This window comes from Bradyrhizobium sp. UFLA06-24 (assembly GCF_054967145.1).
In genome coordinates this window covers 28,244-45,960 of record NZ_JADFUE010000020.1, presented here as the reverse complement: position 1 = coordinate 45,960, position 17,717 = coordinate 28,244, and the positions used below count along the sequence as shown (strand labels likewise).

Genomic DNA, 17,717 nt, shown 5'->3' with positions numbered 1-17,717 from the left:
CCTTCAGGCTGAAAAGAGCTTTTGCTAAGGCAACTTAGACCGGTGGTCCCGTGACGGGGGCAGGGCCGGAGACCACGGAACTCACATGCTTGATCTTGCAATTGTAGGCGGCGGCCCCGGCGGGCTGATGAGCGCCTGGTATCTGAAGCGTAAGCTCGGCGACCTCTGCCGCATCACCATCTACGAAGCGTCCTACCGGCTCGGCGGCAAGATCGTCACGCGCAAATTCGATTCCGCACCGGCGATGTACGAGGCCGGCGTTGCCGAGATCTACGACTATTCGATGACGGGTCCCGATCCGCTACGCGAGCTGATCCAGCATTTCGGACTGCAGACCATTCCGATGGACGCCGAGCAGGTGCACCTCGACGGCGAACTCTTGAACGACGTACCGGGCATGCGCCGCAAATACGGCGTCAAGACCGCGGCCGCGATCGAGGCCTTCCGCAAGCGCTGCGCTGAAGCGATGTCGCCGATCGAATATTACGAGGGCGTCGGCGCCCACGACAACGAGAACCCCTGGGCCTACAAGACCGCCGAGCAGGTGCTCGACGAGGAGGTCGAGGACGAGACCGCAAAGCGTTTCTTCAAGGTGATGGCGCGTTCGGACATCGCCACCGAAAGCCACAACACCAATGGCCTCAACGCGCTCAAGAACTATCTGATGGATGTCGACGGCTATATCGGCCTCTACTCCATCCAGAACGGCAACGAGCAGCTGATCGAATGCCTCCAGTCGGAGGTCAACGCCGACATCCAGCTCAATCATCGCGTGCTTACCGTCGGCAAGGCGCCGACCGGCCGCTATCAGCTCAAGATGATGAACGGGAAGGGGCCGGAGACGCGCGACTTCGACCTCGTGCTGGTCTGCCTTCCGCACTCCTGGCTCTCCACTGTGGGCTGGGAAGGCGAGCAGCTGCGCAAGTCGATGGTCAAGCACGTCGCCTATTTCGATCGTCCCGCGCATTATCTGCGCGTCTCGATCCTGTTCGACACCCCGTTCTGGGGCGAAAAGATTCCCGGCGCCTGGTTCATGTCGGAAGCCTTCGGCGGCTGCTGCGTCTACAACGAGGGCGCGCGCCACGACGTCGGCCGGCACGGGGTCCTGAACTGGCTGATCCCCGGCTCCGATGCGCTGGCCTTCGCCAATCTGTCGGATCAGGAGCTGATCGATGCCGCGCTGAAATCGCTGCCGGCCTCGCTCGGCGACGCCCGTGCGCATTTCATGGAAGGCAAGATCCATCGCTGGCTGTCGTCGGTGAACGCGATTCCAGGCGGTCTGCCGGTGCGTGACGTCATGACCAATCATCGGCCGGAGCCGAAGGAACATCCAGGGATCGTCGTGGTCGGCGACTATCTGTTCGACTCCACCCTGAACGGCCTGCTCGACTCCTCGGACGCGGCGACCGACATCATCCTGACCGAGATGATGCGGCTGCGGCGCGAGCGTGCGCAGGAGAATGGCGAGCCGGTCTCGGACAAGATCGACCGCGATTATTTTGAGAACTATCGCGGCCTTGGCCCCTACAGCGAGGTTTGGAGCCATTTCACGGACCCCGATTATCTGACCAGGCTGGTCGGTATCGTCTGGGGCAAGACGAAGGGCGCCAAGCTCCTGGTCGCGGGTTCCGCCAGTGGCGAGCTGGTCGGTGCGCTACGCGAGCGCGGCATCGATGCCTGGGGCATCGAGAACAATCGCGCCATCCACGCCAGGACGCCAAAGGCGCTGAAGAAGTATAACAAGCTCGGCTCGATCACCGACATGCCGTTCAAAGACGGCAGCTTCGACTACGTGTTCGAAACCAGCCTCTGCCATGTGGCTCCGAAGCAGGTGGTTCGCGCGATCCGCGAATTGAATCGCGTGGTCAAGACCGGCCTCGTGTTCGGTTCGGTGACTTCGGACATGGCGGCGGTCGTGATCGATCGCTACGACCTGCTGCGCGGGGTCAAGAAGCTGGGCACCTGGTGGGAATGGTCCGAGCTGTTCTTCGGCAACGGCTTCGATCTGTCGATGCACCGCAAGGACTGCACCGACGCGCTCTGGGAAGCGACGCTCGCCGCCAACAAGGGTCCGGGCGAGTGGTATGCCGACGCCGATTCCCTGCGCTATTCCTTCTTCGATAAGGTCGAGGACGAAGACGACGATTAGCACCACAGGATGGATGAATTTCGCCAATTGCTTTGCCGAATTGATCCTGATCGCATAGAATCGGCGACATAGCGGCCCCGCCGCTATGTCCTGCTTTCTCTGCGGTCATGCCGGCCGTCAGCATCGGTTGGTTTCATGGCGTCCAGGCCTCTCTCTCCCGACAAACAGAAGCTCGCCGCGCAAGAGGCGGCCGAGCTCGAGACCAAGCTCGCTGCCGCTGCCGCTGCCGAGCCCGAACTCGAAGACGACGAGGGCGACGAAGACGCCGACGACGAGCTTGAGCTCGACGACGATGATGACGAGGATCTCGTCGTCTTTACCGCCCGTGAGGCCGCCGGCGCGCTCGCGACCATCCTGGGCTTCGTCAAACCCTTCCTGTCCAATTACAAGCGCATCCTTGGCTATGTGGCGTTCGGCGTTCTGGTCGAGACGCTGTTCAACGTCATCATGCCGCTCAGCCTGAAATTCCTGATCGACGACGCGCTCGGCGAGGAGGACTTTCAGGCGCTGTACAAGATCCTCGGCGTGCTCGCGGCCGCCGGAATCTTCACCTCCATCGTCGCGGTCTGGTATGAGCGCTGGGACGCGCGGCTGGCCGCTTGCGTCATCTCCGACGTCCGCAAGCGCCTGTTCGAGCACGTTCAGGACCTGCCGGCGGCCTATTTCGGCCGCACCAAGCGCGGCGAGATCCTGTCGCGCTTCTCGGTCGACCTGTCGGCCTTCGAAGGCTCGGTCAAGACCTTCACCAATAGCGCCGCGCTGCCCTTCCTGGAGCTGATCGCCGGCATCATCCTGATGCTGTTCCTGAACTGGCAGCTCGCGGTGGTCGCGCTGCTGGTGTTTCCGATCACCCTGATCGGCCCGCGCATCCTGACCCCGAAGGCGGTGCAGGCCAATTACGAGCAGAAGCTCAACGAAAGCGCGCTGCTCGGCATGGTGCAGGAGAACGTGGCGGCGCAGGCCGTGATCAAGGCGTTCAGCCTGCAGCGCAAGATGTTCGGCTTCTTCACCTTCCGGAACGACGCGACCCGCGACCGGATTGCCGCCGCCGGATTCCTGTCGACGATGGTGGAACGAACGGTCACCATCTCGGTGCTGCTGTTGCACCTCGTCGTGCTCGCGATCGGCGCTTACCTTGCGACCAAGGGCCAGATCACCATCGGCACCTTCGTGACCTTCGAGAGCGCGTTCTGGGAGGTCTCCTACAACATCGCCCACGTGATGCACTTCATCCCGGTGTCGATCTCCTCGGCCGCCGCGATCCGTCATATCCAGGAGCTGCTCGACGAGCCCACGCGCGGCGCCGATCGTCCAGGTGCGCCCGACCTGCCGCGCATCACCAACGACATCACCTTCGATCACGTGACGTTCCAGTACGAGGGCACCCAGATGCCGGTGCTGGACAATCTCAGCCTCAAGCTCAATGTCGGCAAGCGCATCGCCATCGTCGGTCCGTCGGGCTCCGGCAAGAGCACGTTGCTCAACCTGATCCTGCGCCTCTACGTGCCGGACGAGGGCCGCGTCACCATCGACGGCGTCGATGTGCGCAAGGTGACCCTGGATTCGCTGCGCCGGAGCATGGCGGTGGTGTTCCAGGAGAACATGCTGTTCAACATGTCGATCCGCGAGAACATCCGGCTCGGCAAGGAGGGCGCGACCGACGAGGAGGTCGAGGAGGCCGCCAAGAAGGCCGAGATTCACCGTTACATCATGAGCCTGCCGCAGCGCTACGACACGCCGGTCGGCGAGCGCGGCGATACGCTGTCGGGCGGCCAGCGCCAGCGTATCGCGATCGCGCGCGCGATCATCCGCAATCCCTCGGTGCTGCTGCTGGACGAGGCCACTTCGGCGCTCGACCAGACCACGGAGGCGGCGATCAATCGCACGCTGCTGAAGGTCGCCAAGGGTCGCACCATGATCTGGTCGACCCACCGGCTGACGTCGGTGGTCGAGATGGACGAGATCATCGTGATTTCAGGGGGCAGGGCGATCGAACGCGGCTCGCATGCCGAGCTGCTGGCCAGGAACGGCACCTATCGCAAGCTGTGGAACGATCAGATCCATCAGCCCCACGGCGCGGCCGCTCAGGCCGACGTCGACAGCGATGACGACGAAGACGACGAGGACGACCTCGACGAGGATGATGAGGACGAGGACGACGAGGAGGAGTGACCGAGGAAGTTCGGCTCCAGATGGATCGCTCCTCCAAGCCGTCGCAACAATCCTTGGGCCGACCACGCCATGAAACGCGCCCAGCGCTGCGCAGTCCAGTAGGGGCTCGTGGCAATTGATACGGAACGGAGAAGGCTTTCGCCGTCGACCATTGGTCGCAGGTCTGCTTGAGCGGATCGGCGTAGAAGGCGGCCATCTTGGTCGCGTCCATCCCGTCGGATGCCAGCCATTGCGGGATATGGACGTTGCAGAGCCGCTCGACGTCGGTGAACACCTTGTCGCAGCCGGTGCCGGCGACCGGACACGAGGTCGCGAAAGCATCGCCCGCCAGCACCACACCCGGCTGGTGACGGGCGTCATTCACATAGAGATCGACCGGGCGGATCTTGATCTCGCCGACAATGTCGAACGGGCCGGCGACCCGCTTGAGCCGCGGCAAGGCGGCGTTCAATGTCTCGGCCGGCGCACGGCGAAATTGGGCCAACCAGGGGTCGTCGAAGCCGCAGTAGACGAACAGATTGGCCCGCATCCGTGTGCCGATCGGAAACAGCGAGATGTAGGGGATGCGGTCGCTCGGCCGCTCCGAGAAATAGGTCAGGGCCGGGAAGTCGAAGCAATTCCGCCCCGCCGGCTCCACGTCGAACCCGATCGAGATCGAATGGCAGGCGCTGATAATAGTTCGCTTGATGCCAAGCTGGTGGCGAAGGCCGACGTTGAGGCCGTTGGCGAGCACGACCAGACGGGCCGAGATCGTCTCGTCATTGGCGAGCACAATTCTCTGCCGCTCCGGACTGGTCTCGACCGATACCGCCTTGGTCCAGCTTCGTCCGACCGTTGCAGGGATCTCGTCGCGGACCGCGTTGACCAGGGAATCATAGCGGATGTTGAACTGCCGGGTCGGCGCCTTGTCGAGCAGATGGCCGAAACGCGCGATCCAGTTCTCGCCGGAGAACGTCGCGCGGCGCAGGACTGAGTCGGCGATTCCGCTCCGCTGGAATCGCTCGATCTGCCCGTGACCGCTGAGCTTTTCGACGCGAAAATCGGCCGGATAGGTCTGGTGCGGGTCGATCAGCACCGCCGAAATGCCGGCGCGTCCGAGCATCGCGGCGGCGGTTGAGCCGGCAAGTCCCCCGCCAATGATGGCAATATCAGTATACCGCATGGCGCCTGTCTCTGCCGGAGCGAGGCAGATTGACGCATCAACAGGAAAAATAGCCTTAGCATTGGTTATAAAAGTATATTTCACCCGGGTGTAATTTGCGTAGGTCTTGAGACGCAGAGCCTTCCCTCCCATATCGGGAGCCTGCGGCGAGGGCGTCGGGCGGGCAATTTCCGAAGGCGCGAGAAGCGCTTTGTCGCTGTCGTTTCGCCTTGACTTGACCGATTCTCACTTATAGAAAGCGCCTCACTTAACGACAGGCGGTGAGCATCGCCAGCGTCGGAACGGGCCACCCGTTGATCCCCAGGGATCGCTCAACGGGCACCAACCTCGACGAATGCCGCTCAAACGCTGTCGATAATAGCTAGGCAATGCCAGTGCGATTTTAGGTCTCTCGAGCCAGTTCTCTTGAGGTCGAATTCGGATGCATGACCTCAGTGCGCGGGCCGCGGCTTTGAGCTGACCGGCCTAAATACTGCGGTCCTCTGTGGCGTCGAAGCGCTTTCCGCTCGGTGATGGAGCGGTTGGCGCAATTTCGCTTTGCGCGGATTGTTCCGTGCGGAGCGGGCCTCGTCGGCGGGAAGCTCGACAAGAATTTGCGGTCCCGGCAACGGGCCGCGGCAAGACAGCGGGCCCGGAAGGGGTCGCGATAACAAAGGGTAAGGCCAGGATGCCGACGATCAACCAGCTGATCGCTCAACCGCGTGAAGTGCAGAAGTCGCGCAAGAAGGTGCCGGCGCTGCAGCAGTCGCCGCAGAAGCGTGGTGTTTGCACCCGCGTCTACACCACGACCCCGAAGAAGCCGAACTCGGCGCTTCGTAAGGTCGCCAAGGTGCGTCTGACCAACGGTTTCGAGGTGATCGGCTACATCCCGGGCGAGGGCCATAACCTTCAGGAGCACTCGGTGGTCATGATCCGCGGCGGCCGCGTCAAGGACTTGCCCGGCGTGCGCTATCACATCCTCCGCGGCGTTCTGGATACCCAGGGCGTCAAGAACCGTAAGCAGCGTCGTTCGAAGTACGGCGCGAAGCGTCCGAAGTAAGCGGGAACCAGCTCAATGTCTCGTCGCCACTCAGCGGAAAAGCGCGAAGTTCTTCCCGATCCGAAGTTCGGGAACATCATCGTCACGAAGTTCATGAACTCGGTGATGTACGCCGGCAAGAAGTCGGTCGCCGAAGGTATCGTCTACGGCGCGTTTGGTATCATCGAATCCAAGACCAAGCAGAACCCGCTCGGCGTGTTCGAGCAGGCACTTGAGAACGTCATGCCGACGATCGAAGTGCGCTCCCGCCGCGTCGGCGGCGCGACCTATCAGGTTCCGGTCGAAGTTCGCTCGACCCGTCGTCAGGCTCTCGGCATCCGCTGGCTGATCGCAGCTGCGCGCGAGCGCAACGAGAAGACGATGACGGAGCGGCTCTCGGCTGAGCTCCTCGACGCATCGAACAACCGTGGGAACGCCGTCAAGAAGCGTGAAGACGTGCATCGGATGGCGGAAGCCAACCGCGCCTTCTCGCATTATCGCTGGTAACGGCGAAACAAACGGACTCGCAAGGAACACCCCATGCCCCGCCAACATGCCATCGAGGACTACCGTAACTTCGGTATCATGGCGCATATCGACGCCGGTAAGACGACGACGACCGAGCGCATCCTCTATTACACCGGCAAGAGCCACAAGATCGGCGAAGTGCACGAAGGTGCCGCGACGATGGACTGGATGGAGCAGGAGCAGGAGCGTGGCATCACGATCACCTCGGCTGCGACCACCGCGTTCTGGGCCGGCAAGCGCCTGAACATCATCGACACTCCCGGCCACGTCGACTTCACCATTGAAGTCGAGCGCAGCTTGCGCGTGCTCGACGGCGCCGTCTGCGTGCTCGACTCGAACCAGGGCGTTGAGCCCCAGACCGAGACCGTCTGGCGCCAAGGCGACAAGTACAAGGTTCCGCGCATCGTCTTCGCCAACAAGATGGACAAGATCGGCGCCGATTTCTTCAAGTGTCTGGCCGACATCGTTGACCGTCTGGGTGCGAAGCCCGTCGCGATTCAGCTTCCGATCGGTGCCGAGAACAACTTCAAGGGTCTCGTCGACCTCGTGAAGATGAAGGGCGTCGTCTGGAACGACGAGTCGCTCGGCGCGAAGTTCGACTATGTCGACATTCCGGAAGATCTCGTCGACCAAGCCAAGGAATACCGCGAGAAGATGGTGGAAGCCGCCGTCGAGCTCGACGACGATGCCATGGCCGCCTATCTCGACGGCAAGGAGCCCGATGAGGCGACCCTGAAGCGCCTGATCCGCAAGGCGGTGCTCACCGGCGCGTTCTATCCCGTGCTGTGCGGCTCGGCCTTCAAGAACAAGGGCGTGCAGCCGCTGCTCGACGCCGTCGTCGACTATCTGCCTTCGCCGCTCGACGTGCCCGCGATCAAGGGTACCGACGACAAGGGCAACGAAGTCGTGCGCAAGGCGGACGACAAGGAGCCGCTGGCTCTGCTCGCGTTCAAGATCATGGACGACCCGTTCGTCGGCACCATCACCTTCTGTCGCATCTACTCCGGCGTTCTGCAGAGCGGCACCGGCGTCGTGAACTCGACCCGTGAGAAGAAGGAGCGCATCGGGCGCATGCTCTTGATGCATGCGAACAATCGCGAAGATATCAAGGAAGCCTATGCCGGCGATATCGTCGCGCTGGCCGGCCTGAAGGAAGCGCGCACTGGTGATACGCTGTGCGATCCCGACAAGCAGGTGATCCTCGAAAAGATGGAATTCCCCGAGCCGGTCATCGAGATCGCCATCGAGCCGAAGTCCAAGGCCGACCAGGAGAAGCTGGGCGTGGCGCTGGCCAAGCTCGCCGCGGAGGATCCGTCCTTCCGCGTGTCGACAGATCACGAGTCCGGTCAGACCATCCTCAAGGGCATGGGCGAACTCCATCTCGACATCAAGGTCGACATCCTCAAGCGCACCTACAAGGTCGACGCCAACATCGGCGCGCCGCAGGTGGCGTTCCGTGAGCGTGTCACCAAGCGCGTCGAGCACAGCTACACCCACAAGAAGCAGACGGGTGGTACGGGCCAGTTCGCCGCCGTCTCGTTCATCGTCGAGCCGAACGAGCCCGGCAAGGGCTACGAGTTCGAGTCGAAGATCGTCGGCGGCGCGGTGCCGAAGGAATACATCCCCGGCGTCGAGAAGGGCCTCGAGAGCGTGCTGTCGTCCGGCGTGGTCGCGGGCTTCCCCGTGGTCGACGTCAAGGTGCAGCTCGTCGACGGCAAGTATCACGACGTCGACTCGTCGGCGCTCGCCTTCGAAATCGCTTCGCGCGCCTGCTTCCGCGAAGCGCTGCAGATGGGCAAGTCCGTCCTGCTCGAGCCGATCATGAAGGTCGAAGTGGTGACCCCGGAAGACTACACCGGCTCGGTCATCGGCGACCTGAATTCCCGGCGCGGTCAGATCCAGGGTCAGGACATGCGCGGCAACGCCAACGTCATCAACGCGATGGTGCCGCTCATGAACATGTTCGGTTACGTGAATAACCTGCGCTCGATGAGCCAGGGTCGCGCGACCTTCACCATGCAGTTCGATCACTACGCAGAAGCGCCGGCTAACGTGTCGGCGGAAGTCCAAAAGAAGTTTGCCTGATTATCGTCGGTCTAAAGCTGACGATTGAACGGAGAGTCAAATGGCCAAAGCAAAGTTTGAACGTACCAAGCCGCACTGCAACATCGGCACCATCGGTCACGTCGACCATGGCAAGACGTCGCTGACCGCGGCGATCACCAAGGTTCTCGCCGAAGCCGGCGGTGCGACGTTCACCGCGTACGACCAGATCGACAAGGCGCCGGAAGAGAAGGCGCGCGGCATCACGATATCGACCGCGCACGTCGAGTACGAGACGCCGAACCGCCACTACGCCCACGTCGACTGCCCCGGCCACGCCGACTACGTGAAGAACATGATCACCGGCGCCGCCCAGATGGACGGTGCGATCCTGGTCGTGTCGGCCGCTGACGGCCCGATGCCGCAGACCCGCGAGCACATCCTGCTCGCCCGCCAGGTCGGCGTGCCCGCGCTCGTCGTGTTCCTCAACAAGTGCGACATGGTCGACGATCCGGAGCTGCTCGAGCTCGTCGAGCTCGAAGTCCGCGAGCTGCTCTCCAAGTACGACTTCCCGGGCGACAAGATTCCGATCATCAAGGGTTCGGCGCTCGCCGCTCTCGAAGATTCCGACAAGAAGCTCGGCCACGACGCCATCATCGAGCTGATGAAGAACGTCGACAGCTACATCCCGCAGCCGGAGCGTCCGATCGACCAGCCGTTCCTGATGCCGGTTGAAGACGTGTTCTCGATCTCGGGCCGCGGCACCGTCGTGACCGGCCGCGTCGAGCGCGGCATCGTCAAGGTTGGCGAGGAAATCGAGATCGTCGGTCTCCGTGCCACCCAGAAGACCACCGTCACCGGCGTCGAAATGTTCCGCAAGCTGCTCGATCAGGGCCAGGCCGGCGACAACATCGGTGCGCTGCTCCGCGGCACCAAGCGCGAAGACGTCGAGCGCGGCCAGGTGCTGTGCAAGCCGGGCTCGGTCAAGCCGCACACCAAGTTCAAGGCTGAGGCTTACATCCTCACCAAGGAAGAGGGCGGCCGCCACACCCCGTTCTTCACCAACTACCGTCCGCAGTTCTACTTCCGCACCACCGACGTGACCGGTGTGGTGCACCTGCCGGAAGGCACCGAGATGGTGATGCCGGGCGACAACATCGCGATGGAAGTGCACCTGATTGTGCCGATCGCGATGGAAGAGAAGCTCCGTTTCGCGATCCGCGAAGGTGGCCGCACCGTCGGCGCCGGCGTCGTCGCTTCGATCATCGAGTAATTACGAGAATAGGGATCGGCGAGTAGCGAATGGTGACATTCGCTATTCGCTATTCGCCACCCAACGAAGAGAGACACGGCAATGAACGGCCAAAATATTCGCATCCGTCTCAAAGCGTTCGACCATCGTATCCTCGATACGTCGACCCGCGAGATCGTGAACACGGCGAAGCGCACCGGTGCGCAGGTCCGCGGACCCATTCCGCTGCCCACCCGCATCGAGAAGTTCACCGTCAACCGTTCGCCCCACGTCGACAAGAAGAGCCGCGAACAGTTCGAGATGCGCACTCACAAGCGTCTGCTCGACATCGTCGATCCGACCCCGCAGACCGTCGATGCTTTGATGAAGCTCGACCTGGCCGCCGGTGTCGACGTCGAGATCAAGCTCTAAGATTTTTGGATCACGTTCGCGGTTAGCGGACAGAAAGAACAGGAAGCACGCCGATGCGCTCCGGAGTGATCGCACAAAAGGTCGGGATGACGCGGGTCTTTACAGAGGCCGGCGAACATATCCCCGTGACCGTGCTGAAGCTCGGCAATTGCCAGGTCGTAGGCCACCGCACTGAAGAGAAGAACGGCTATGTCGCGCTCCAGCTTGGTTCTGGCAGCCGCAAGACCGTGTACATGCCCAAGGCGGAGCGCGGCCAGTTCGCGGTCGCCAAGGTCGAGCCGAAGCGGCAGGTCGAGGAGTTCCGCGTGTCCGCGGATGCCATGATCCCCGTCGGCGCCGAGATTCTCGCCGATCACTTCGTCGTCGGCCAGTTCGTCGACGTCACTGGCACCTCGGTCGGTAAGGGCTTCGCCGGCGGTATGAAGCGCTGGAACTTCGGCGGTCTGCGCGCCACGCACGGTGTGTCGATCTCGCACCGTTCGATCGGTTCGACCGGCGGTCGTCAGGATCCCGGCAAGACCTGGAAGAACAAGAAGATGCCCGGCCACATGGGTGTCGATCGCATCACCACGCTCAACCTTCGCGTCGTCCAGACCGATGTCGAGCGCGGCCTGATCCTCGTCGAAGGCGCCGTTCCCGGTTCCAAGGGCGGCTGGATCCGCGTGCGCGACGCCGTCAAGAAGCCGCTGCCGAAGGAAGCTCCGAAGCCCGGCAAGTTCAAGGTTGCGGGCGGCGAAGCCGAGGCTGCGGCCCAGCAAGAGGGTGCGTGAGATGGAATTGAAGGTCACCACCCTCGAGGGTAAGGAAGCCGGCTCGGTCCAGCTGTCCGACGCCATTTTCGGGCTCGAGCCGCGCCAGGACATCATTGCACGCTGCGTGCAGTGGCAGCTCAACAAGCGTCAGGCCGGCACTCACAAGGCCAAGGGCCGCGCCGAGATCTGGCGCACCGGCAAGAAGATGTACAAGCAGAAGGGCACCGGCGGTGCTCGTCACGGCTCGGCCCGCGTGCCGCAGTTCCGCGGCGGCGGCCGTGCCTTCGGTCCGGTGGTGCGCTCGCACGCCACCGACCTGCCGAAGAAGGTCCGTGCGCTCGCTCTGAAGCATGCGCTCTCGGCCAAGGCCAAGGACGGCGACCTGCTCGTGATCGACAAGGCCGCGCTGGAAGCCGCCAAGACCAAGGCGCTGCTCGGTCACTTCTCGGGCCTCGGCTTGACCAACGCGCTGATCATCGACGGCGCCGAGCTCAACAACGGCTTTGCCGCTGCGGCCCGCAACATCCCGAACATGGACGTGCTGCCGATCCAGGGCATCAACGTCTATGACATCCTGCGCCGTCAGAAGCTCGTTCTGACCAAGGCCGCCATCGATGCGCTGGAGGCGCGCTTCAAATGACGAAGAACATCGAGGCCCGCCATTACGACGTGATCGTCGCGCCTGTCGTCACCGAAAAGGCGACGCTGGCGTCCGAGCACAACAAGGTCCTGTTCAAGGTGGCCGCCAAGGCGACCAAGCCGCAGATCAAGGAAGCGATCGAGAAGCTCTTCGACGTCAAGGTCAAGAGCGTCAACACGCTGGTCCGCAAGGGCAAGGTCAAGGTCTTCCGCGGCAATCTCGGCTCGCAGTCGAACACCAAGCGCGCGATCGTGACCCTCGAAGAGGGCCACCGGATCGACGTCACCACCGGTCTGTAAGGTCGCACGACGATGGCACTGAAGACATTCAATCCCACGACGCCCGGCCAGCGCCAGCTGGTCATGGTCGATCGTTCGGCGCTCTACAAGGGCAAGCCGGTCAAGGCGCTTACCGAAGGCAAGAAGTCCTCGGGCGGCCGCAACAACACCGGCCGCATCACCGTGCGCTTCCGCGGCGGCGGCCACAAGCAGACGCTGCGCACCGTCGACTTCAAGCGTGAGAAGATCGACGTTCCCGCGACCGTCGAGCGGCTGGAATACGATCCGAACCGCACCGGCTTCATCGCCCTGATCAAGTATCAGGACGGCGAGCAGGCTTACATCCTGGCGCCGCAGCGCCTGGCCGTGGGTGACACCATCGTTGCCGGCAACTACGTCGACGTGAAGCCGGGCAACGTCATGCCGCTCGGCAACATGCCGGTCGGCACGATCATCCACAACATCGAGGTCAAGATCGGGAAGGGCGGCCAGCTCGCTCGTTCCGCCGGCACCTACGCCCAGCTGGTCGGTCGCGACCAGGACTACGTCATCATCCGTCTGAACTCGGGTGAGCAGCGCCTGGTGCACGGCCGTTGCCGCGGCACGATCGGCGCGGTGTCGAACCCGGACCACATGAACACCTCGATCGGCAAGGCCGGTCGCAAGCGTTGGATGGGCCGTCGTCCGCACAACCGCGGTGTCGCCATGAACCCGATCGACCATCCGCACGGCGGTGGTGAAGGTCGTACCTCGGGCGGTCGCCACCCGGTCACCCCGTGGGGCAAGCCGACCAAGGGCAAGAAGACCCGCACCAACAAGTCGACCAACAAATTCATTCTCCTAAGCCGCCACAAGCGGAAGAAGTAAGGAACGACGGACATGGTTCGTTCAGTCTGGAAAGGCCCGTTCGTCGAGGGTTCTCTGCTCAAGAAGGCAGATGCCGCGCGCGCGTCCGGCCGTCACGACGTCATCAAGATCTGGAGCCGTCGCTCGACGATCCTGCCGCAATTCGTCGGCCTGACCTTCGGCGTCTACAACGGTCAGAAGCACGTGCCGGTGGCCGTCAACGAGGAAATGGTCGGTCACAAGTTCGGCGAGTTCTCGCCGACCCGGACCTTCCATGGCCACTCCGGCGACAAGAAAGCCAAGAAGGCTTGAGGATTAAACGATGAGCAAACCTAAGCGCGAACGGAGCCTCGCCGAGAACGAGGCCAAGGCGGTCGCCCGGATGCTGCGGGTGAGCCCGCAGAAGCTCAACCTGGTCGCCCAGCTCATTCGCGGCCGGAAGGCTTCCGCTGCGCTCGCCGACCTGCAGTTTTCGCGCAAGCGGATCGCGGTGGACGTGAAGAAGTGCCTGGAATCGGCTATCGCCAACGCCGAAAACAACCACGACCTGGACGTCGATGATCTCGTCGTGGCGCAGGCTTTCGTCGGCAACGGTCTGGTGATGAAGCGCTTTGCCGCCCGTGGCCGTGGTCGCTCGGGCCGTGTCTACAAACCATTTTCGCAGCTGACGATCATCGTTCGTCAGGTCGAAGCCGAAGCAGCGGCTTAAGGGACGCAGGAGAACACGATGGGTCAAAAGATCAATCCGATCGGTCTGCGCCTCGGCATCAACCGGACCTGGGATTCCCGCTGGTTCGCCGGCAAGCAGGAATACGGCAAGCTTCTGCACGAGGACGTCAAGATCCGTGAGATCCTGCACAAGGAGCTCAAGCAGGCGGCCGTCGCCCGCATCGTGATCGAGCGTCCGCACAAGAAGTGCCGCGTCACCATCCACTCGGCCCGTCCGGGCGTGGTGATCGGCAAGAAGGGCGCCGACATCGACAAGCTTCGCAAGAAGGTCGCGGACATCACCTCGTCCGACGTCGTCATCAACATCGTCGAAATCCGCAAGCCGGAGCTCGATGCGACGCTGGTGGCCGAGTCGATCGCGCAGCAGCTCGAGCGCCGCGTGGCGTTCCGCCGCGCCATGAAGCGCGCCGTTCAGTCGGCGATGCGTCTCGGCGCGGAAGGCATCCGTATCAACTGCTCGGGTCGCCTGGGCGGTGCGGAAATCGCGCGCATGGAGTGGTACCGCGAAGGTCGCGTGCCGCTGCACACGCTGCGCGCCGACATCGACTACGGCGTTGCGACCGCGTTCACGACCTTCGGCACCTGCGGCGTCAAGGTCTGGATCTTCAAGGGCGAGATCCTCGAGCACGATCCGATGGCCCAGGACAAGAGAATGGCCGAAGGCGAGACGGGTGGCAGCAGCGATCGTGGTGGCCGTCAGCGCCGCGACAATGCTGCAGCCTGAGCTGCACTGCGAATTTGAGGGCTTGAAGCCATGATGCAACCTAAGAAAACGAAGTTCCGGAAGGCGCATAAGGGCCGCATCCACGGCGTTGCGTCTTCGGGCGCGACGTTGGCGTTCGGCCAGTTCGGCCTGAAGGCGACCGAGCCTGAACGCGTCACCGCGCGCCAGATCGAAGCCGCCCGCCGCGCGCTGACCCGCCACATGAAGCGCGCCGGCCGCGTCTGGATCCGCGTGTTCCCCGACGTTCCGGTGTCGAAGAAGCCGGCCGAAGTCCGCATGGGCTCCGGCAAGGGTTCGCCGGAACTGTGGGTGGCCCGCGTCAAGCCGGGCCGGGTGCTGTTCGAGATCGACGGCGTCAACACCCAGACGGCGCGCGAGGCGCTGACGCTGGCGGCCGCCAAGCTGCCGATCAAGACGCGCTTCGTCGAGCGCATTGCGGAGTAATGGCCATGGCCCAGATGAAGATCGAAGACATCCGCGCGATGAGCCCCGACCAGCAGGACGATGCCGTCCTGAACCTGAAGAAGGAGCGCTTCAACCTGCGCTTCCAGCGTGCCACCGGGCAGCTCGAGAACACCTCGCGCCTGCGCGAGGCTCGCCGCGACATCGCCCGGATCAAGACTGTCGCTGCGCAGCAGCGCGCGAAGAAGAAGTAAGGGGCTAACGGATATGCCGAAACGTACTTTGCAAGGCGTGGTCGTCAGCGACAAGACTGCCAAGACCGTCGTGGTGCGCGTCGATCGCCGCTTCACGCATCCGATCTACAAGAAGACGATCCGCCGTTCGAAGAACTACCACGCGCACGACGAGAACAACGAGTTCAAGCCGGGCGACATGGTCTGGATCGAAGAGACCAAGCCGATTTCGAAGTTGAAGTGCTGGATCGTGATCCGGGGCGAACACAAGAAAAGCGCCTGATCTGTTGGCCTTGGCCGACTGACTTCAGGGAAATGTTGAGCGCCGGCTAGGCTGGCGCAAAGAGAAAGAGGACGAGGTGCATCAATGATTCAGATGCAGACCAACCTCGACGTGGCCGACAATTCTGGCGCACGCCGTGTCATGTGTATCAAGGTGCTCGGAGGCTCCAAGCGCCGCTACGCCACGATCGGCGACATCATTGTCGTCTCGATCAAGGAAGCCATTCCGCGTGGCAAGGTGAAGAAGGGCGATGTGATGAAGGCCGTCGTGGTGCGTGTCCGCAAGGACATCCGCCGTGCCGATGGTTCGGTCATCCGCTTCGACCGCAACGCCGCCGTTCTGATCAACAACCAGTCGGAGCCGGTCGGCACCCGTATCTTCGGGCCCGTGCCGCGCGAGCTGCGTGCGAAGAACCACATGAAGATCATCTCGCTCGCGCCGGAGGTGCTGTGATGGCTGCGAAGATCCGCAAGGGCGACAAGGTCGTCGTGCTGACCGGCCGCGACAAGGGCCGCACCGGCGAAGTGTTCGAGGTTCGCCCCGACGCCGGCACGGCGCTGGTGCGCGGCGTCAACATGGTCAAGCGTCACCAGAAGCAGACGCAGGCCCAGGAGGGCGGCATCATCTCGAAAGAGGCGCCGATCCAACTGTCCAACATCGCGTATGTCGGCAAGGACGGAAAGCCGACCCGCATCGGATTCAAGATTCTGGCGGACGGCAAGAAGGTTCGCATCGCCAAGAGCTCGGGAGCTGAGATCGATGGCTGAGGCCGCTTACACCCCGCGCCTGCGCGCGGAATACGACGCGAAGATCCGCACGGCGATGACCGAGAAGTTCGGTTATCAGAACGTGATGCAGGTTCCTCGCCTGGACAAGGTCGTGCTGAACATGGGCGTTGGCGATTCCGTCAACGACCGCAAGAAGGCCGAGACCGCCGCTGCCGAGCTGACCCAGATCGCCGGCCAGAAGGCGATCGTGACCTATTCGCGCATCGCTATCGCGACCTTCAAGCTGCGTGAGAACCAGCCGATCGGCTGCAAGGTCACGCTGCGCAAGGCTCGCATGTACGAGTTCATCGATCGCCTGGTGACGGTCGCGCTGCCGCGCGTCCGCGACTTCCGCGGTCTTAACCCGAAGAGCTTTGACGGCCGCGGCAACTATTCGCTCGGCATCAAGGAACACATCATTTTCCCCGAGATCGACTTCGACAAGGTCACGGAAGCCCGCGGTATGGACATCACCGTCTGCACCACGGCCAAGACCGACGAAGAGGCGAGGGCCTTGTTGACCGCTTTCAATTTCCCGTTCCGGCAGTGAGACGCTGACCTAAAGCCTCTCAAACGCGGATACCCAGGAGCCAAGCATGGCAAAGAAGAGTTCAGTCGAGAAGAACAACCGGCGCAAGCGGATGGTGAAGAACGCCGCCCCGAAGCGCGAGCGGTTGAAGGCGATCATCGCCGACAAGACGCTGCCGATGGAGGAGCGGTTCGCCGCCACCCTGAAGCTTGCGGAAATGCCCCGCAATTCGTCGGCCACCCGCATCCGTCTGCGTTGCGAGCTGTCGGGCCGTCCGCGCTCGAACTACCGCAAGAACAAGCTGTCCCGTATCGCGCTCCGCGACCTTGGCTCCAAGGGCATGGTCCCGGGCCTCGTGAAGTCGAGCTGGTAAGGAGGGTCGTTTAGATGTCTACGCACGATCCAATCAGCGATCTGATCACCCGCATCCGTAACGCGCAGATGCGTTCCAAGAGCAAGGTCTCCACGCCGGGCTCGAAGATGCGCGAGAACGTCCTCGAAGTGCTCAAGAGCGAGGGCTACATCCGCGGTTACGCGACGCTCGAGCATTCCTCGGGCCGCAGCGAGATCGAGATCGAGCTGAAGTATTTCGACGGCGAGCCCGTCATCCGCGAGATCGAACGTGTCTCCAAGCCCGGGCGCCGCGTTTACGCCTCGGTGAAGAACCTGCCGCGGGTCAATAACGGACTCGGTATTTCGGTGTTGTCGACGCCGAAGGGGATCATGGCCGACCACAGTGCGCGCGAAGCGAACGTGGGCGGTGAAGTCCTCTTCACGGTGTTCTGAGAAGGATTTTTCA

At 62.8% G+C, this 17,717-nt stretch carries 22 protein-coding genes and 1 pseudogene; 22 read left to right on the top strand and 1 reads right to left on the bottom strand.

Annotated elements, in window-relative coordinates; genetic code table 11:
• The first annotated feature begins 85 nt into the window (after positions 1–85).
• Complete coding sequence (locus IF809_RS17990; protein WP_462838111.1) at positions 86–2,149, top strand: FAD-dependent oxidoreductase; 2,064 nt, start codon at positions 86–88, stop codon at positions 2,147–2,149.
• A gap of 135 nt (positions 2,150–2,284) precedes the next feature.
• On the top strand, positions 2,285–4,321 hold the full coding sequence (locus IF809_RS17985) for an ABC transporter ATP-binding protein (RefSeq protein ID WP_453997185.1): 2,037 nt from the start codon (positions 2,285–2,287) through the stop codon (positions 4,319–4,321).
• On the opposite strand, the pseudogene IF809_RS17980 reads toward IF809_RS17985, so the two are convergent.
• Positions 4,234–5,483: pseudogene (locus tag IF809_RS17980) on the bottom strand (FAD-dependent oxidoreductase). The gene IF809_RS17985 and the pseudogene IF809_RS17980 overlap by 88 nt on opposite strands.
• A gap of 667 nt (positions 5,484–6,150) precedes the next feature.
• On the opposite strand from IF809_RS17980, the gene rpsL reads away from it, so the two are divergent.
• From rpsL to rpsH, 20 genes are all read left to right on the top strand, one after another.
• Positions 6,151–6,522, top strand: coding sequence for a 30S ribosomal protein S12 (gene rpsL, locus IF809_RS17975; protein ID WP_007603006.1), 372 nt, complete (start codon positions 6,151–6,153; stop codon positions 6,520–6,522).
• Positions 6,523–6,537: 15 nt separating this feature from the next.
• Positions 6,538–7,008: a 30S ribosomal protein S7 gene (rpsG, locus tag IF809_RS17970; RefSeq protein ID WP_018647239.1), complete on the top strand. Its 471-nt coding sequence runs from the start codon at positions 6,538–6,540 to the stop codon at positions 7,006–7,008.
• Between the two features lie 33 nt (positions 7,009–7,041).
• Positions 7,042–9,114, top strand: a complete 2,073-nt coding sequence (fusA, locus tag IF809_RS17965; RefSeq protein WP_128966832.1) for an elongation factor G — start codon at positions 7,042–7,044, stop codon at positions 9,112–9,114.
• 40 nt (positions 9,115–9,154) lie between these two features.
• Positions 9,155–10,345 (top strand): elongation factor Tu, encoded by a 1,191-nt coding sequence (tuf, locus tag IF809_RS17960; protein WP_128966831.1) that lies wholly within the window; start codon positions 9,155–9,157, stop codon positions 10,343–10,345.
• A gap of 81 nt (positions 10,346–10,426) precedes the next feature.
• Complete coding sequence (rpsJ, locus tag IF809_RS17955; protein ID WP_002712302.1) at positions 10,427–10,735, top strand: 30S ribosomal protein S10; 309 nt, start codon at positions 10,427–10,429, stop codon at positions 10,733–10,735.
• A 53-nt stretch (positions 10,736–10,788) separates the two neighbouring features.
• On the top strand, positions 10,789–11,505 hold the full coding sequence (gene rplC / locus IF809_RS17950; protein WP_128966830.1) for a 50S ribosomal protein L3: 717 nt from the start codon (positions 10,789–10,791) through the stop codon (positions 11,503–11,505).
• Between the two features lies 1 nt (position 11,506).
• On the top strand, positions 11,507–12,127 hold the full coding sequence (gene rplD / locus IF809_RS17945; RefSeq protein ID WP_011088150.1) for a 50S ribosomal protein L4: 621 nt from the start codon (positions 11,507–11,509) through the stop codon (positions 12,125–12,127).
• On the top strand, positions 12,124–12,426 hold the full coding sequence (locus tag IF809_RS17940; RefSeq protein WP_092294145.1) for a 50S ribosomal protein L23: 303 nt from the start codon (positions 12,124–12,126) through the stop codon (positions 12,424–12,426). The genes rplD and IF809_RS17940 overlap by 4 nt, the downstream gene beginning before the upstream one ends.
• 12 nt (positions 12,427–12,438) lie before the next feature.
• The gene (gene rplB, locus IF809_RS17935) at positions 12,439–13,272 is read left to right on the top strand and encodes a 50S ribosomal protein L2 (RefSeq protein WP_092294147.1); all 834 of its coding nucleotides are present in this window, start codon (positions 12,439–12,441) and stop codon (positions 13,270–13,272) included.
• Positions 13,273–13,284: 12 nt separating this feature from the next.
• The gene (gene rpsS / locus IF809_RS17930; protein ID WP_008136357.1) at positions 13,285–13,563 is read left to right on the top strand and encodes a 30S ribosomal protein S19; all 279 of its coding nucleotides are present in this window, start codon (positions 13,285–13,287) and stop codon (positions 13,561–13,563) included.
• 10 nt (positions 13,564–13,573) lie between these two features.
• Positions 13,574–13,960 carry a 50S ribosomal protein L22 gene (rplV, locus tag IF809_RS17925; RefSeq protein WP_024342451.1) on the top strand — a complete coding sequence of 129 codons (387 nt, stop codon included), beginning with the start codon at positions 13,574–13,576 and terminating at the stop codon, positions 13,958–13,960.
• 18 nt (positions 13,961–13,978) lie between these two features.
• A complete protein-coding gene (gene rpsC, locus IF809_RS17920) occupies positions 13,979–14,704 on the top strand; it encodes a 30S ribosomal protein S3 (protein ID WP_128966829.1) in 726 nt (241 codons plus the stop codon).
• A 30-nt stretch (positions 14,705–14,734) separates the two neighbouring features.
• Positions 14,735–15,148, top strand: a complete 414-nt coding sequence (rplP, locus tag IF809_RS17915) for a 50S ribosomal protein L16 (protein WP_008136349.1) — start codon at positions 14,735–14,737, stop codon at positions 15,146–15,148.
• A gap of 5 nt (positions 15,149–15,153) precedes the next feature.
• Entirely contained in the window at positions 15,154–15,360 is a 207-nt protein-coding gene (gene rpmC, locus IF809_RS17910; RefSeq protein WP_027520957.1) for a 50S ribosomal protein L29, read from the top strand.
• 13 nt (positions 15,361–15,373) lie between these two features.
• Complete coding sequence (gene rpsQ / locus IF809_RS17905; RefSeq protein ID WP_057745481.1) at positions 15,374–15,622, top strand: 30S ribosomal protein S17; 249 nt, start codon at positions 15,374–15,376, stop codon at positions 15,620–15,622.
• 84 nt (positions 15,623–15,706) lie between these two features.
• Positions 15,707–16,075, top strand: coding sequence for a 50S ribosomal protein L14 (rplN, locus tag IF809_RS17900; RefSeq protein ID WP_007603030.1), 369 nt, complete (start codon positions 15,707–15,709; stop codon positions 16,073–16,075).
• Positions 16,075–16,389 carry a 50S ribosomal protein L24 gene (gene rplX / locus IF809_RS17895; RefSeq protein WP_027564400.1) on the top strand — a complete coding sequence of 105 codons (315 nt, stop codon included), beginning with the start codon at positions 16,075–16,077 and terminating at the stop codon, positions 16,387–16,389. The genes rplN and rplX overlap by 1 nt, the downstream gene beginning before the upstream one ends.
• Positions 16,382–16,939, top strand: a complete 558-nt coding sequence (rplE, locus tag IF809_RS17890; protein WP_128966828.1) for a 50S ribosomal protein L5 — start codon at positions 16,382–16,384, stop codon at positions 16,937–16,939. The genes rplX and rplE overlap by 8 nt, the downstream gene beginning before the upstream one ends.
• Positions 16,940–16,985: 46 nt before the next feature.
• Positions 16,986–17,291, top strand: a complete 306-nt coding sequence (gene rpsN, locus IF809_RS17885; RefSeq protein ID WP_057745473.1) for a 30S ribosomal protein S14 — start codon at positions 16,986–16,988, stop codon at positions 17,289–17,291.
• A 14-nt stretch (positions 17,292–17,305) separates the two neighbouring features.
• A complete protein-coding gene (gene rpsH / locus IF809_RS17880; protein WP_015685407.1) occupies positions 17,306–17,704 on the top strand; it encodes a 30S ribosomal protein S8 in 399 nt (132 codons plus the stop codon).
• Positions 17,705–17,717: the final 13 nt, after the last annotated feature.

What these genes read in the sequence shown, in the direction of transcription:
- IF809_RS17990 (WP_462838111.1), top strand. Translation starts at nt 86, where the DNA reads ATGCTTGATCTTGCAATTGTAGGCGGCGGCCCCGGCGGGCTGATGAGC.
- IF809_RS17985 (WP_453997185.1), top strand. Translation starts at nt 2,285, where the DNA reads ATGGCGTCCAGGCCTCTCTCTCCCGACAAACAGAAGCTCGCCGCGCAA.
- rpsL (WP_007603006.1), top strand. Translation starts at nt 6,151, where the DNA reads ATGCCGACGATCAACCAGCTGATCGCTCAACCGCGTGAAGTGCAGAAG.
- rpsG (WP_018647239.1), top strand. Translation starts at nt 6,538, where the DNA reads ATGTCTCGTCGCCACTCAGCGGAAAAGCGCGAAGTTCTTCCCGATCCG.
- fusA (WP_128966832.1), top strand. Translation starts at nt 7,042, where the DNA reads ATGCCCCGCCAACATGCCATCGAGGACTACCGTAACTTCGGTATCATG.
- tuf (WP_128966831.1), top strand. Translation starts at nt 9,155, where the DNA reads ATGGCCAAAGCAAAGTTTGAACGTACCAAGCCGCACTGCAACATCGGC.
- rpsJ (WP_002712302.1), top strand. Translation starts at nt 10,427, where the DNA reads ATGAACGGCCAAAATATTCGCATCCGTCTCAAAGCGTTCGACCATCGT.
- rplC (WP_128966830.1), top strand. Translation starts at nt 10,789, where the DNA reads ATGCGCTCCGGAGTGATCGCACAAAAGGTCGGGATGACGCGGGTCTTT.
- rplD (WP_011088150.1), top strand. Translation starts at nt 11,507, where the DNA reads ATGGAATTGAAGGTCACCACCCTCGAGGGTAAGGAAGCCGGCTCGGTC.
- IF809_RS17940 (WP_092294145.1), top strand. Translation starts at nt 12,124, where the DNA reads ATGACGAAGAACATCGAGGCCCGCCATTACGACGTGATCGTCGCGCCT.
- rplB (WP_092294147.1), top strand. Translation starts at nt 12,439, where the DNA reads ATGGCACTGAAGACATTCAATCCCACGACGCCCGGCCAGCGCCAGCTG.
- rpsS (WP_008136357.1), top strand. Translation starts at nt 13,285, where the DNA reads ATGGTTCGTTCAGTCTGGAAAGGCCCGTTCGTCGAGGGTTCTCTGCTC.
- rplV (WP_024342451.1), top strand. Translation starts at nt 13,574, where the DNA reads ATGAGCAAACCTAAGCGCGAACGGAGCCTCGCCGAGAACGAGGCCAAG.
- rpsC (WP_128966829.1), top strand. Translation starts at nt 13,979, where the DNA reads ATGGGTCAAAAGATCAATCCGATCGGTCTGCGCCTCGGCATCAACCGG.
- rplP (WP_008136349.1), top strand. Translation starts at nt 14,735, where the DNA reads ATGATGCAACCTAAGAAAACGAAGTTCCGGAAGGCGCATAAGGGCCGC.
- rpmC (WP_027520957.1), top strand. Translation starts at nt 15,154, where the DNA reads ATGGCCCAGATGAAGATCGAAGACATCCGCGCGATGAGCCCCGACCAG.
- rpsQ (WP_057745481.1), top strand. Translation starts at nt 15,374, where the DNA reads ATGCCGAAACGTACTTTGCAAGGCGTGGTCGTCAGCGACAAGACTGCC.
- rplN (WP_007603030.1), top strand. Translation starts at nt 15,707, where the DNA reads ATGATTCAGATGCAGACCAACCTCGACGTGGCCGACAATTCTGGCGCA.
- rplX (WP_027564400.1), top strand. Translation starts at nt 16,075, where the DNA reads ATGGCTGCGAAGATCCGCAAGGGCGACAAGGTCGTCGTGCTGACCGGC.
- rplE (WP_128966828.1), top strand. Translation starts at nt 16,382, where the DNA reads ATGGCTGAGGCCGCTTACACCCCGCGCCTGCGCGCGGAATACGACGCG.
- rpsN (WP_057745473.1), top strand. Translation starts at nt 16,986, where the DNA reads ATGGCAAAGAAGAGTTCAGTCGAGAAGAACAACCGGCGCAAGCGGATG.
- rpsH (WP_015685407.1), top strand. Translation starts at nt 17,306, where the DNA reads ATGTCTACGCACGATCCAATCAGCGATCTGATCACCCGCATCCGTAAC.